Here is a 13,707-nt window from a genome sequence, read left to right as displayed (position 1 = left end):
GCCGCCGATAGATATCGACGGCTTTATGTTTGTGGCGTGTACCAGTGAGAAGAGAGCTGCTCCAAATCAGGCTACCAAGCTATTTTTCAAGTAAATACCTGCGGTTATCACTCCCCCCAGAGCGGCAAATGTGAGAGCAAAGGAGGCCGTGACAGTTAAGGCGGGGACTAAGAATGATAAGCAGCCCGTCATAGCAAACCCCGCGCCTGCACCACCAATTAATGCTTTCACTAACGTTATGATACTGATTTCCATCATCAATATTCCTTTAATCTATTACTGTTAGCCATTGGGGCGAATTGTATATCAAAGCATCTAGCCTCTCGCGGCCTTTAACATTACAACTCCTTAGCCGCTCGCTATCAGAGCCCATCACCTTTAAAGATCAGGTAGCTAGCGCTACACTGAGCTAATTGCATGATAAATGCCGAATTGAGGATAGTGTTGTGGATGTAGTCGAAGGGAAAGCACTTCAAGTCTCTGATGCCGTTTATGCCTATCAGTTGGACGGTAAGGGCGGGGTGACATCAATCCGCCCGGATGCCGTCGCCACTGCGGAGCAACCTTGTTGGTTGCATCTGGATTACACTCATCCAGAAAGTGCCGCCTGGCTGCAAAACACCTCACTGTTGCCGGAGGTGGTGCGCGATGGGTTGGCTGGTGAGAGTGTACGCCCCAAGGTCACCCGACTGGGCGATGGCACGATGATAACTCTGCGGGGCATTAATTTTAATAATGATGCTCGCCCCGATCAGCTAGTCACCATCCGGGTCTATATGACGGACAAATTGATCGTCTCAACCCGTCACCGCAAGGTTTACTCCATTGATGATGTGCTGAATGATTTGCAAAGTGGCACTGGGCCAACAAACAGCGGTAGTTGGCTGGTGGAGATTGTTGATGGTTTGACCGACCATACCAGTGAATTTATTGAGGATCTGCACGATAAAATCATCGATCTTGAGGATGATTTACTGGAGCAGAAAATTCCGCAGCGCGGCCAGATGGCTTTGCTGCGTAAGCAACTGATTGTATTGCGCCGCTATATGGCCCCCCAGCGGGATGTCTTCTCACGGCTTGCCAGTGAGCGGCTGCCGTGGATGAACGATGATGATCGGCGTCGGATGCAGGAGATCTCAGAGCGCTTGGGGCGTGGTTTAGAGGATTTGGATTCCAGCATCGCGCGGACGGCGGTGCTGTCTGATGAAATTAGCTCATTGATGGCTGATGCGATGAACCGCCGGACCTACACCATGTCGTTGCTCGCAATGGTATTTTTGCCGACCACCTTCTTAACCGGTTTGTTCGGGGTCAACTTGGGGGGGATTCCCGGTAACACCGACTCATTTGGTTTCGCGACATTTTGCCTGATGTTGGTGGTTTTGGTATTGAGTGTTGCTTGGTGGTTAAAGCACAGTAAATGGCTCTAAGTGGTGACAGAGAGTGGCATAAAAGAGTCGGGCAGAGAGGGGGTTAATCACTGCAAAATTGAGCCACATCAAGATTTGAAGGGGGTGACTCAGGCATTATCACTTTGCAGGTGAATGCAACGTCAAGCGATGGGCGTTGTGCTCCATATTTGTAATACTTTTATTTTTGAATTACTGCATAGCACATAATTGTTACGATGCCGATGTTGTCTCAACATCGGCATTTTTTTTATGTTTTTTTAAGCGAAGCAGAGGTTCGCCTCATCCCTGTGTTGGGCGGAATAAGGCGATAATCGACGGGAGCTTACTTAATCTCTACCACGTCGAGGCGCACTAAGGGCTGATGTTCGCGCTCGTCGTCACTTTCAGGCTGCCAGCCAACAGGTTGCAGTGGTAACTCTTCGCGATCAAAGGCTAAATCACCGCCATCAACCACTTCGCTGCCGTGGGTAATCCCTTTAAAATCAAATAAGTTATGGTCGTTCAAATGTGACGGCACCACATTTTGCATGGCACTAAACATCGTTTCGATGCGCCCTGGATACTGTTTATCCCAGTCGCGTAACATATCTTTGATCACCTGACGTTGCAGGTTTGGTTGCGAGCCACACAAGTTACAAGGAATAATCGGGTACTCTCTAGCGACAGCAAACCGCTCAATATCTTTTTCACGGCAGTAGGCCAGCGGGCGGATGACGATATGTTTACCATCATCGCTCATCAGCTTAGGCGGCATACCTTTCAGCTTCCCACCATAGAACATGTTCAGGAACAGTGTTTGCAGAATATCATCACGATGGTGACCCAAGGCTATCTTGGTTGCTCCTAACTCAGTAGCGGTGCGGTACAAAATACCACGGCGCAGACGGGAGCAGAGTGAGCAGGTGGTTTTCCCCTCAGGAATAATCTCTTTCACTATCCCGTAGGTATTCTCCTCCACAATCTTATATTCCACGCCCTGTTTATCCAGATAAGCAGGCAGAATATCTTCCGGGAAGCCCGGCTGTTTCTGATCCAGATTCACCGCGATCAAAGTGAAGTTAATCGGTGCGCTTTTTTGCAGGCTTTGCAAAATATCCAGCATGGTATAGCTGTCTTTGCCCCCTGACAGGCAGACCATCACGCGGTCACCCTCTTCAATCATATTAAAGTCAGCAATCGCCTGACCGACATTGCGGCGCAAGCGTTTTTGTAATTTGTTCAAATCATAGTGAGATTTCTGATTAACCACTTGTTTCTCTTGCATTTGTTCTTGACTCATATCCAGTTGGGGGCATGACAGGGCGTTGTTGCTATGACACAAGTTTATCATTCAACAAGCGTATGTATTAGCGTTTTAATTTGTGAATGTTAAGTCCCATCTGGAGTGGCGGTGCGCATTCATTGATAAATAGATTTTTTGATGTGATAAGGATGAGTGTGATGGCTTATTTGAAGTTATTTGAATTAACTATTGTTTTAATAATGGCTCCATTTCCAAGGTCAACAAAATCGGAAACAATAATGCCCAGAAATCGCTTCCCGCTGTAATTTTTGCAGAACCAGCTATTCATTCCATCAACCCAAAAATGACCGTTCGCACCAGAGTAGGGTGATATAATGCCGGATACATTTGTGAAGTTAATATATAAATTCGTGAGGCGTTCACTTTTTGCTTTTTTTAATAAGCCTTCAACAAACTTCCGCTTAAAGTGTATGCTCAGATCGGTATAACCATCATAATTATCTTGTACATAAATAGTAAAATTACCGTTTTTAATTGAGAATGTAGTGTCATCTTTCCAAGGGGTCGCATTAATGCCCACATTACCTCCATCATAACGCCGAAGCAGCACTATTTTTCCTCTCACCTCCGCAATCATAGGTATCTCATTAGCCAAATAAAATTTACCTCTATTGGGTATGATATAATTATCCCACATGACTTTAGCAAAATTTTTAGTGTTATCTTCTTCCGTATGCTCTTGTTTAACTGACAAAATAATAAACTCTGTTGGGTTATTTTCTAAGAAAAGAATGCAGGTCGCGAGAAGATCACCAAAATATTGATTTAAAAATACTGAACCGTGATGCAGGGTGAAAACATCATTAATCAGGCGGCATCGTGCATCCAAAAAACGGATACCATGAATAAGCTGTGCTTTGATATCCCAAGATTGTGTTTGTGTAAATGTTGAACCCACAGCGGTCGAACGAAATGAAGCGGAATTATGTGTTCCCGGTATTGATATATGGCCCAATAATGTTGTTTCACTTAAGTGTGACATCCAGTTTTTCAGGTTCATAAAACCTCTTTGTCATTGAATTTATCAAATAGAATTCGGCATTAAATAACGTCATGAAGGAGGTGTTTTACTCTGTAGAGTTAAATATGAATCGGCGATAACTTATCACCTCATTTAATGCGTTGATATTTCAACTTAAGAATGGCGGGTAATAAAAATTGTCACAAAATAAAAAGCCAGTCAGGGAAAACTGACTGGCTGGGTGATTTAACCGATTAATCAATTACTCTGCTGGCGCTTTTTCTGCTTTCCCCGCCAGTAAACTCAGGAAGTCATAGCGCTTTTTCAGGTCTTTTTCGGCTGCGGCATACAGTTGCGCGGCCACTTCCGGCTCTTGGGTATTGAGTCGGCGGAAGCGTTGCTCCTTAAGCAGCGTGGTGGTCAGGTCACTGCTCGGTGGCCGAGAATCCAGCGCCAAAGCCGCTTTGCCTTCATCCGCGCGGCGTGGATCGAAACGGTACAGCGGCCAGAAACCGGTCGCGGTTAATTGCTTCATTTGGTCATGGCTGTAGGCCAGATCATAGCCATGCTCTTCACAAGGGCTGTAAGCAATTATCAGTGACGGACCGGGATAAGCTTCCGCTTCCTGAATCGCTTTTACCGTCTGATTGAGCTGCGCGCCCAGTGAAATTTGTGCCACATAAACATGGCCGTACATCATCATGCTGACACCTAAGTCTTTGCGCGCTTTACGTTTTCCATGTTCACCAAATTTAGTCACTGCCCCGAGCGGCGTGGCTTTGGATTGCTGCCCGCCGGTGTTGGAGTAGCACTGGGTATCTAGCACCAGCACATTGACGTTTTCGGTCAGGCTCAACACATGATCAAGGCCACCGAAACCAATATCATAGGCCCAGCCGTCGCCGCCAATCAGCCAGATGGATTTATCCACCAGATAATCTGCGTCGGTGGCTAACTGCTGTGCATCATTACCAGGAATGTGAGCTAACAACTGGCGCAGTTGCGTCACCTGCTCGCGACGAACTTCAGGGGTGGCGTCTTCATTGAGCAACTGACTGACCAAATCTGCTGGCAGTTGAGGGGCCAGTTGAGTTATCAAGCGCGTGACACGTTGGCGATGTTGGTCAACGGTCAGACGGAAGCCCAAACCAAATTCGGCATTATCTTCAAATAGCGAGTTAGCCCATGCGGGGCCACGGCCATCAGCATTGGTGGTATAGGGGGTGGTCGGTAAGTTGCCGCCATAAATGGAGGAGCAGCCAGTGGCGTTGGCAATTAACAGGCGATCGCCATACAGTTGGGTGAGCAGCTTAATGTACGGTGTTTCACCGCAACCGGAGCACGCACCGGAGTATTCAAACAGCGGCGAAATCAATTGTGAAGTCCGGATATCGATACGCTCCATTTGCGTTTTATCAATTTCCGGCAATTTGAGGAAGAAATCATAGTGGGCTTTCTCCTCCACCAGATGCTCTAGCCGTGGTTTCATATTGATGGCTTTGATTTCAGGATTCTGGCGATCTTTCGCTGGGCAGACTTCGTAACACAGGTTACATCCGGTGCAATCTTCCGGCGCGACTTGCAGCACATATTTCTGACCGCGCATATCGCGGGCTTTCACATCCAGCGATTGCAAGCTGTCCGGCGCATCGGCCATGGCATCAGGCTGTACCACTTTGGCGCGGATGGCTGAATGCGGGCAGGCGGCGACACAGTGGTTACACTGGGTACAGAGATCGGGTTGCCAGATAGGAATGTCTTCCGCGATATTGCGTTTTTCCCACTGGGTGGTGCCCACTGGCCAAGTGCCATCGGGTGGAAACGCTGAAACGGGCAGTGCATCACCCAAACCGGCCAGCATGGTTGCGGTGACGGTTTTGACAAAATCGGGTGCCTGATCAGAGACAATCGGCGGGCGCATTGGGCTATGTTCATCAATAGGTTGCAGCGGAATTTCTACCAGTGCTTCTAGCGTGGCATCCAGCGCCTGCCAGTTGCGGGTCACAATTTCCGGCCCTTTATTACTGTAACTGCGATCAATGGCGGCGCGTAACTGCTCTTGTGCCATGGCCGTAGGTAAAATTTGTGTTAGATGGAAGAACGCCATCTGCATCACGGTATTGATGCGCGCCCCTAACTTACATTCACGGGCGATTTTTGCGGCATTGATCACAAACAGACGGGCATTGCGCTGATGCAGCACCGCCTGCACCTCCTGTGGCAGCCGTGACCACATATCGTCGGCACTAAATGGGGTATTAATCAAGAAAATGCCGCCCGGTTTGAGCCGTTCAGCCATTTGGTAGATGTCGATAAACTGCAACTGGTGGCAGCCGACAAAATCGGCGTGACTGACCAAATACGCCGAGTTGATCGGCGTTTCACTGACACGCAAATGAGAGACGGTCAGGCCGCCCGCCTTTTTCGAGTCGTAGACAAAATAGCCCTGTGCATAGAGCGCGGTGCTGTTACCGATAATCTTGATATTATTTTTGGTCGCCGAGACGGAACCGTCACTGCCAAGGCCATAAAACAGGGCTTCCAGTGTGGCGCGTTGCTCGATTTTCTCATCCGTCAGTGGCAATGACAGGCCGGTAACGTCATCAAAAATCCCGACCGTAAAGCGCGGACGTGGCAGATCCAGCAGCAGCTCTTTGAAAATGGCCAGCGCACAGTCGGGGCCAAACTCTTTGGAGGAGAGACCATAGCGGCCGCCGATCACTTTCGGCAAGGTGGCGCGTTCGCCACGGCTATAAGCTTCCGCCAGCGCGGTCATGACATCCAGATAGAGCGGCTCGGCTAAGGCTCCCGGCTCTTTGGTGCGATCCAGCACTGCAATTTTGGTCGCCGATGACGGCAACACACTCAGCAGATGTTCAGCCGAGAAAGGGCGGAATAGACGCACTTTTAGCACGCCTACTTTCTCGCCACGGGTCAGCAAGCTATCAATCACCTCTTCGCAGGTGCCGATGGCAGACCCCATCAGAATAATCACGCGCTCAGCTTGTGGGTGGCCGTAATATTCAAATGGCTTATATTCGCGCCCCGTGGCCTCGGCAAACGCCTGCATGGCATCGGCCACATGCTGATAGGTATTGTTATACCAAGGGTTGGTGGCCTCGCGTGACTGGAAATAGGTGTCGGGGTTGGCGGATGTGCCTCGCACTACCGGATGATCCGGCGAAAGTGCGCGGCTGCGGTGACCATCAATCCCTTTTTGCGGCAGTAGCTGGCGCAGGGTGTCATCACTGAGCGGCACAATTTTATTGATTTCGTGTGAGGTGCGGAAACCATCAAAGAAATGAATAAAAGGAATACGACTATTGAGTGTCGCCACTTGAGAGATCAGGGCGAAATCCTGTGCTTCCTGCACACTGCTGGCACACAACATGGCACAACCGGTCTGGCGTACGGCCATCACATCGGAGTGATCACCAAAGATCGACAGTGCATGGGTGGCAATGGTGCGGGCCGCCACATGGAGTACAAAGGGAGTCAACTCGCCCGCCAACTTGTACAGGGTTGGGATCATCAACAGCAATCCCTGCGAGGAGGTAAATGAGGTTGATAGCGCACCGGTTTGCAGTGCTCCATGCACAGTCGCAATGGCCCCGCCTTCAGACTGCATCTCCACCACGCGGGGCACATCACCCCAGATGTTGACTTTGCCGTCACCTGACCAAGCATCCGCTTGTTCGGCCATGGTAGAACTTGGCGTAATAGGGTAGATAGCAATAACTTCACTGGCACGATAGGCCACAGAAGCCACTGCACTGTTACCGTCAGTCGTAATCATTAATTTGTACCTTCACATTGCTTATTATGCCGAGAACATTTTCGTGCACATAAAAAGGAGTAATGAGTGTCTTGGAATGCTAACTGGCTATTTGAACCAATCTGTCTATTTGAACTAATAACGAAATTCTAGCAGAGCGCATTTTTGCCAGTTATCGCATTTGTGTGGCGGTCGCCCTCTATAAATAAGATGAGGAGTGCGGATCGCGCATAGAGTGGCGATTCAGATAATAATTATTACAATTAGAAAACTATTTCTGATCGCAATGAGATATTGCTCGTCGCGGTGACGCGCAATTATTACTCAGATGTTAAGTGCATTTGTGAAATAATTGTGAAGCTAAAATGGATTTAATGACCATTTAAGCATCGGCGGGCATAATGCCTGCTCAATACTGAAATGAGAGAGTAACGATGAGTGGTTTCATGTATTTAATGATGGCGATTGTTGCCGAAGTGGTGGCAACCACCATGCTGAAAGCATCGGAAGGGTTTACCCGCTTAGTTCCCTCGATTGTGGTAGTCATCGGTTATGGTATTGCTTTCTGGGGACTTTCGCAGGTGGTGAAAACCATGCCGCTGGGGATTGCCTATGCCATCTGGTCAGGGCTAGGAATTGTATTAGTTTCCATCGCCGCCACATTCTTGTATCAACAGAAGCTGGATTGGGCCGCCATTGCGGGGATGACATTGATTATTGCGGGTGTGTTGGTGATTAACCTGCTGTCCAAGACCCCGATGCATTAATAAAGTTGGCGATGGAATAGGATGCGCTATCTTCGTATTGTCGCGGGTGGGGCGGCAATGTAGAGATAGCGCAATTTATGTAATATCCCACTTATGTAATATCCAACTTATGGACTCCCTCCACCTTCAGCAAGGCGTCATAAATTTGGCTCAGGTTTTTTCTCGGAAGTAACATTATTTCCATAGTGAGTTCACAGTCCACTTCACCATTGTCATGATTTTGCTCGACAGAGAGATTCATGGGGGCAAGTTTGAGTTTTTGCATAGCAACCAAAATACCCGGCACACTTTGGGATGGCAGTTTAATCGACACAAAATGATGTTGGCCGATGAGACGGTCACTTAACTGACGGAAGATCTCCAGCACCACCAGAGTCACCAGCGTGCCATAGATGCCAACCTCATACAGGCCACTCCCAATCACCAGACCAATAGCGGCGGTGACCCACATGCCCGCAGCGGTGGTCAGCCCTTTCACCATATGCTTTTGAATCATGATGGTCCCGGCACCGAGGAACCCCATACCACTGACGACTTGCGCGGAGACGCGGCTAGGGTCAAAACTGACGTGTTCCAGTGTCAGTAAATCTTCAAAACCGTATTTTGATACAATCATAAACATGGCACTGCCGATACCCACCAGAATATGGGTACGTAATCCCGCTTCTTTAGCGCGTAATTGACGTTCCAGCCCAATCAAAGCCCCCAGCGCACCGGCCAGAGTAATTCGCAGTAGTAAATCAGTAATCATATTTATTCCCTTTCTATTTTAAAATCGACGCTAGGTGTCTGATTCTTTATAGGATTAATATTAACTTGATTATTTTCCTCGCTAAAATACCTGTCTGCCCTAAATTAAATTATTGCGTTTATGCTTATTTGTGTTGTGTTTTAATTACAACAGAGATTATATAACCCAATTATAGCGCTATATATTTCTCATGCCGGAGTAAAATAATGAACGCATTATCTTGGTTTGTGGGTGGCGCCGTGTTTTTTTTAGCCGCTTGCAGCAGCAATGATCCAACCGATACCACGTCAAACCGCAGTGCCAGCGATGAACCTGTACAACAAGCCACCAGTGCCCACACGAAAGTCAGTATGGCGAATCCGGCATCAGTCAATTGTGCCAATGCGGGAGGGGTATTAACCCTCGCCAAGCAACTTAATGGCGGCAGTGTCGGGATGTGCCAGTTGCCCGATGGCAAGCGGTGCGAGGAGTGGGCGTTGATGCGGGGCGCTTGCCCAAAATAAGAATACCCTTCATCTTTCAAGTTGCCGGTGTGTTGGCTGCGCTCGTTCACCCGAATCACTGACTGATGTCAGCTCATCGGGATGCACTCACTTGCCGCCTTCCTGCACCTCGAAATCTATTGGGTATTCCAGAGTGTTGTCATCTTTCAAGTTGCCGGTGTGTTGGCCGCGCTCGCTGAAATAAACCTCATCCTTGAGGTTCACAACGCATTAGGCGCTGATGATATTCGGGCAAGGCTCGCCGTTTTTCAGTTGGGCAATATTCTGCATGGTGGTGGCAGAGATACTGGTCAGCGCTTCTTCAGTCAAAAATGCCTGATGGCCGGTAAATAACACGTTATGACAGGAAGAGAGACGGCGGAAAACATCGTCCTGAATCACGTCATTGGATTTGTCTTCAAAGAACAAATCCCGTTCATTCTCATACACATCCATCCCGAGTGCGCCGATTTTTTGCTGTTTCAGTGCTTCAATCGCCGCCGCAGAATCAATCAACCCCCCACGGCTGGTGTTGATGATCATCACGCCATCTTTCATTTGGTCAAATGATTGCTTATTCAGCAAATGATGATTCTCTGGGGTCATCGGGCAGTGCAGCGAGATAACATCAGATTCGGCGTACAAAGTTTTGAGATCAACATATTCAGCACCCAGCTCCAGCGCCTGCGCACTTGGGTAAGGGTCGAAGGCCAGCAGACGCATACCAAAACCTTTCAGGATGCGCATGGTGGCGACACCAATCTTACCGGTGCCAATGATCCCCGCCGTGCGGTTATGCATATTGAAGCCAATCAAACCTTCCAACGAGAAGTTGGCATCACGGGTACGCTGATAAGCGCGGTGAATACGACGATTGAGGCTCATCATCATACCAACCGCATGTTCAGCCACCGCTTCCGGTGAATAAGCCGGAACACGCACCACCTGAATGCCCAGCTCTTTTGCGGCTTCCAGATCCACGTTATTGAAGCCCGCACAGCGCAAGGCCAAAATCTCAACCCCGACACTTTTCAGCTCTTCTAAGGTGGCGCGACAAGCATCATCGTTGACGAAGATGCAGATTGCGTCACAGCCCGCCGCCATTTTCGCGGTTTTGGGTGATAACAGAAAATCGAAAAACTCCAATTCAAAGCCAAAATCTTTGTTGACCAATTCGAGGTATTTGCGGTCATACTGTTTAGTGCTGTAAACGGCTAATTTCATCGTCATTTCTCCGTCAAAATAATGTGATCAATCTAACAGATTTGAATAAATCATACAATTTCGAGTCTCAGGATAACACTCTATTTTGTGGTATCTTGCAGCAGCTTAGATGAGTGAGATTAAAGCACACCCCGAGTCAGCTCGGTGATAAAACAAGGCAAGTCATGACTAAATGCGCAAAAATAGTGGGTTGGTTTTTATTAATCAGCGCAATTTCTCTGATGGCGTTATGGAAAACCCTGCCGCAGTGGTTACCGAAAATCGCCCAATATTGGCTGCCTGCGGGCAGCCAGCTCACATTAGCCAGCCCTCCGGTTTGGCGAGATGGCGCGTTGCGTATTGCGCAACTGCGCTATGGGGTGAATGGCTGTACGCTCGCCAATATTCATCAATTAAGTCTGGGTTACCATCAAGGCCGTTGGCAAGTGGGGGCCGGTGATGTGGCGCTGGATACCGCCTGTCTGAGTCAGCTCCCCGCCAGCGGCGAGAGCACGCCACAAAATTTGGCCTACTGGCAACAGCAGCTCTCGGTATTGAGTCTGGATATCGCCCATTTACAAATTACGCCGTGGCAGCAATACGCCGGTAAATTGACCCTCACCTCCTCCAACACAAAGGGCGCTGGCCCACAGACCAAGTTTAGCCAAGAGTTGCGCTATCAGGGCCAACAATTGAGCTTTGCTGCGACACTGGATGAAAACCAGCAACTTAGCCTGCATCAGTTCTCGATTGCGGTACCCGGCACCCCACAGCCGTTTGAGCTGAGCGGCAAAATTAAAATTCCGCTGTCGCTGGATGACTGGCCGGAGCAGGGGGCGCTCGACGGCGTATTGACCACCGGTTATCTCTCCAAACCGCTATTACTGAATCTGAACTGGCAACAGCAGCAGGGGGTACTGACACTGACTGAGCAGGGTGACGAGACCCCCATTGCGCGGTTGCCGTGGCGGGTGTCAGTCAACCAAATTCAAATCGTGGAGGGGCAGTGGCAGTGGCCCTATGCTCAGCAACCGCTGAGTGGTGGCATTAATCTGACGCTACATGATTGGGATCAGGGGCTGGATCAAACCTCGGTGGATGCCCGCATCAATGTGATCACCTCGGGCCAAAGTGGCAAGGGCAATGCGGTGCTGACCCTTGGGCCGGGCAATCTGAGCATGATCAACAGCGACTTAGCATTCCAGCTCAGTGGGCAGGCCAATCTGGAGACCATGGTGCTGAATGCCACTATTCCCGGCATTCTCAGCGGCTCGGTACTGAATCCCACATGGGTACTGCACCCCGGCGCGTTACTGCGCGCCCACGGAGATGTCACACCCGAATTGCGTATTAAGGATGCTCGCTGGCCCCTCGCGGGGGTAAAAGTGACCTCCGCTGGGGTCACGGGTCGCCTACAAGCGATTGTCGATGCGCAGGACAGCTACTGGGGTAGCTTCAATCTACATTTAGATGGTCAGGCGCAGGATTTCTGGCCCGATAAGGGAAATTGGCAGTGGCGCTATTGGGGGAGTGGTCAACTGCCTCCGCTAGCCGCGCGTTGGGATGTCAGCGGCAAGGGGAACTGGCAGGGCACCTTGATCACGGTGGATAAACTCTCGACCGGTTTTGATCGTTTGCAGTATGGGTTGGTGAAAGTGGATGCCCCCCGGCTGACATTGGTCAAACCCCTCACTTGGCAGCGGGATAACCATCATCCTGCTTTTATCGCCGGTTTTGAGTTGGGGGCGAAAAAAGTGGCATTCAGTGATGGCGGCGGTTATCTGCCCCCAGCGGTATTATCGTTGCAACTTAATGGCCGCGACCCAGAGAGTTTCTTATGGCAGGGAAAATTACAGGCGAAAGCTATCGGGCCGATCCCGCTGAGTGGTCGCTGGGATGGTGAGCGCTTACGCGGTGAAGGCTGGTGGCCGAAACAGTCATTAAAAGTATTCCAGCCGCTGATATCGCAAGAGCTAGGCATCAAACTGCGTGATGGTGAGTTTTATGCGCAAGCGGCCTTCTCGGCAGCCCGCGAACAGGGCTTTGCTGCCGGTGGTCACTGGGTGGTCAAGAATGGCGGTATGTGGCTGAAAGAGGGCGAACTGAGTGGGCTGGATTTTGTGATGTCCTACCGCTTACAAGATCACCGCTGGCAGTTGGGGGCCAAAGAGCCGGTGATGTTGCGTATTGCTTCGCTCACTAATCTGTTTGAAATGCAGAATATCACAGCCGATCTACAAGGCAGTTACCCCTATTCAGAGGAAACCCCATTGACGCTGAGCAATGTGGGGATGGATATTCTGAAGGGGCACATGAGTTTATCTGCATTGCGATTGCCACAGCATGATGCCGCCGTGTTGAAATTAAAAGGCATCGATCTTAGCGAACTCTTTACTGTGCTCCAGCCGAAACAGTTTGCGATGTCAGGTAAAGTGAATGGCGAGTTGCCACTTTATCTCAATAACCCACAATGGCTGGTGCGCAATGGCTGGATGGCAAACGACGGCATGGTGACACTGCGTCTGGATCAAGAGCTGGCAAACCAAATCGGCGACAGCAATATTGCGGCGGGGGCGGCGATTGATTGGTTGCGTTATATGGAGATTTATCAATCGTATGCCAAAGTGGATCTTGATAATCTGGGTCAATTAACGTTAAGTTCAAAAATTCATGGTGTGAATACGCAGAAAAATTCCAAACGTGCGGTCATCTTGAATTATCAACATCAGGAAAATGTCTTCCAACTCTGGCGCAGCCTGCGTTTTGGTGACAATTTACAAGAGTGGTTACAACAAACGCTTTCTATACCATCAACGACACAACCAACAGCAACACCGGCGAGGACGCAGGAATGAAGATCTTGACAGGGGAACGTATGGCGATGGCTCTGGGTATTTTGTTACTCAGTGGCTGTGTGCGCCTTGAGGTAGCGACTCCGGAAAAACCTATCACTATCAATATGAACGTCAAGATTGAGCATGAAATCCAGATCAAAGTCGATAAAGATGTGGAAAACCTGCTTAAAAATCAATCCAACTTATTCTAAGGAGCCA

Annotated in this window: 11 protein-coding genes; 5 read left to right on the top strand and 6 right to left on the bottom strand. The window is 49.4% G+C overall.

Annotated features, from left to right (window positions below):
- Positions 1 to 66: 66 nt before the first annotated feature.
- Entirely contained in the window at positions 67 to 255 is a 189-nt protein-coding gene (locus tag HRD69_RS16010; RefSeq protein WP_004874293.1) for a hypothetical protein, read from the bottom strand.
- A 191-nt stretch (positions 256 to 446) separates the two neighbouring features.
- Here HRD69_RS16010 and zntB point away from each other — a divergent pair, with 191 nt between their 5' ends.
- Entirely contained in the window at positions 447 to 1,430 is a 984-nt protein-coding gene (gene zntB, locus HRD69_RS16005; protein ID WP_004874294.1) for a zinc transporter ZntB, read from the top strand.
- Between the two features lie 304 nt (positions 1,431 to 1,734).
- On the opposite strand, the gene ttcA is transcribed toward zntB, so the two are convergent.
- The 3 genes from ttcA to nifJ all read right to left on the bottom strand — a co-directional run bounded on the left by ttcA (position 1,735) and on the right by nifJ (position 7,472).
- Positions 1,735 to 2,676, bottom strand: coding sequence for a tRNA 2-thiocytidine(32) synthetase TtcA (gene ttcA / locus HRD69_RS16000; protein ID WP_032813589.1), 942 nt, complete (start codon positions 2,674 to 2,676; stop codon positions 1,735 to 1,737).
- Between the two features lie 181 nt (positions 2,677 to 2,857).
- Positions 2,858 to 3,715, bottom strand: coding sequence for a phosphatidylinositol-specific phospholipase C (locus tag HRD69_RS15995; protein WP_004874296.1), 858 nt, complete (start codon positions 3,713 to 3,715; stop codon positions 2,858 to 2,860).
- Positions 3,716 to 3,938: 223 nt separating this feature from the next.
- Complete coding sequence (nifJ, locus tag HRD69_RS15990; protein WP_004874297.1) at positions 3,939 to 7,472, bottom strand: pyruvate:ferredoxin (flavodoxin) oxidoreductase; 3,534 nt, start codon at positions 7,470 to 7,472, stop codon at positions 3,939 to 3,941.
- A gap of 413 nt (positions 7,473 to 7,885) precedes the next feature.
- Here nifJ and HRD69_RS15985 point away from each other — a divergent pair, with 413 nt between their 5' ends.
- On the top strand, positions 7,886 to 8,218 hold the full coding sequence (locus tag HRD69_RS15985) for a DMT family transporter (protein WP_032813591.1): 333 nt from the start codon (positions 7,886 to 7,888) through the stop codon (positions 8,216 to 8,218).
- A gap of 91 nt (positions 8,219 to 8,309) precedes the next feature.
- Here HRD69_RS15985 and HRD69_RS15980 read toward each other — a convergent pair whose 3' ends face one another.
- Entirely contained in the window at positions 8,310 to 8,969 is a 660-nt protein-coding gene (locus tag HRD69_RS15980; RefSeq protein WP_004874299.1) for an MgtC/SapB family protein, read from the bottom strand.
- A gap of 206 nt (positions 8,970 to 9,175) precedes the next feature.
- Between HRD69_RS15980 and HRD69_RS15975 the strand changes: the two genes are divergently transcribed.
- On the top strand, positions 9,176 to 9,472 hold the full coding sequence (locus HRD69_RS15975; RefSeq protein WP_032813592.1) for a putative hemolysin: 297 nt from the start codon (positions 9,176 to 9,178) through the stop codon (positions 9,470 to 9,472).
- Positions 9,473 to 9,682: 210 nt separating this feature from the next.
- On the opposite strand, the gene HRD69_RS15970 is transcribed toward HRD69_RS15975, so the two are convergent.
- Entirely contained in the window at positions 9,683 to 10,675 is a 993-nt protein-coding gene (locus HRD69_RS15970; protein WP_032813650.1) for a 2-hydroxyacid dehydrogenase, read from the bottom strand.
- A gap of 164 nt (positions 10,676 to 10,839) precedes the next feature.
- Here HRD69_RS15970 and HRD69_RS15965 point away from each other — a divergent pair, with 164 nt between their 5' ends.
- Positions 10,840 to 13,509, top strand: coding sequence for a YdbH family protein (locus HRD69_RS15965; protein WP_004874303.1), 2,670 nt, complete (start codon positions 10,840 to 10,842; stop codon positions 13,507 to 13,509).
- The gene (locus tag HRD69_RS15960; RefSeq protein WP_032813652.1) at positions 13,506 to 13,700 is read left to right on the top strand and encodes a YnbE family lipoprotein; all 195 of its coding nucleotides are present in this window, start codon (positions 13,506 to 13,508) and stop codon (positions 13,698 to 13,700) included. Before HRD69_RS15965 ends, HRD69_RS15960 begins: the two co-directional genes overlap by 4 nt.
- Positions 13,701 to 13,707: the final 7 nt, after the last annotated feature.

The sequence above is a fragment of the Yersinia mollaretii ATCC 43969 genome (genome assembly GCF_013282725.1).
Taxonomy (GTDB): Bacteria; Pseudomonadota; Gammaproteobacteria; order Enterobacterales; family Enterobacteriaceae; genus Yersinia; species Yersinia mollaretii.
This window is presented reverse-complemented; position numbering and strand designations above follow the sequence as displayed.

Coding starts and splice junctions, on each gene's coding strand:
- ttcA (WP_032813589.1), bottom strand. CDS start 2,676: ATGCAAGAGAAACAAGTGGTTAATCAGAAATCTCACTATGATTTGAAC.
- HRD69_RS15970 (WP_032813650.1), bottom strand. CDS start 10,675: ATGAAATTAGCCGTTTACAGCACTAAACAGTATGACCGCAAATACCTC.
- nifJ (WP_004874297.1), bottom strand. CDS start 7,472: ATGATTACGACTGACGGTAACAGTGCAGTGGCTTCTGTGGCCTATCGT.
- HRD69_RS15975 (WP_032813592.1), top strand. CDS start 9,176: ATGAACGCATTATCTTGGTTTGTGGGTGGCGCCGTGTTTTTTTTAGCC.
- HRD69_RS16010 (WP_004874293.1), bottom strand. CDS start 255: ATGGAAATCAGTATCATAACGTTAGTGAAAGCATTAATTGGTGGTGCA.
- HRD69_RS15985 (WP_032813591.1), top strand. CDS start 7,886: ATGAGTGGTTTCATGTATTTAATGATGGCGATTGTTGCCGAAGTGGTG.
- HRD69_RS15960 (WP_032813652.1), top strand. CDS start 13,506: ATGAAGATCTTGACAGGGGAACGTATGGCGATGGCTCTGGGTATTTTG.
- HRD69_RS15980 (WP_004874299.1), bottom strand. CDS start 8,969: ATGATTACTGATTTACTACTGCGAATTACTCTGGCCGGTGCGCTGGGG.
- HRD69_RS15995 (WP_004874296.1), bottom strand. CDS start 3,715: ATGAACCTGAAAAACTGGATGTCACACTTAAGTGAAACAACATTATTG.
- HRD69_RS15965 (WP_004874303.1), top strand. CDS start 10,840: ATGACTAAATGCGCAAAAATAGTGGGTTGGTTTTTATTAATCAGCGCA.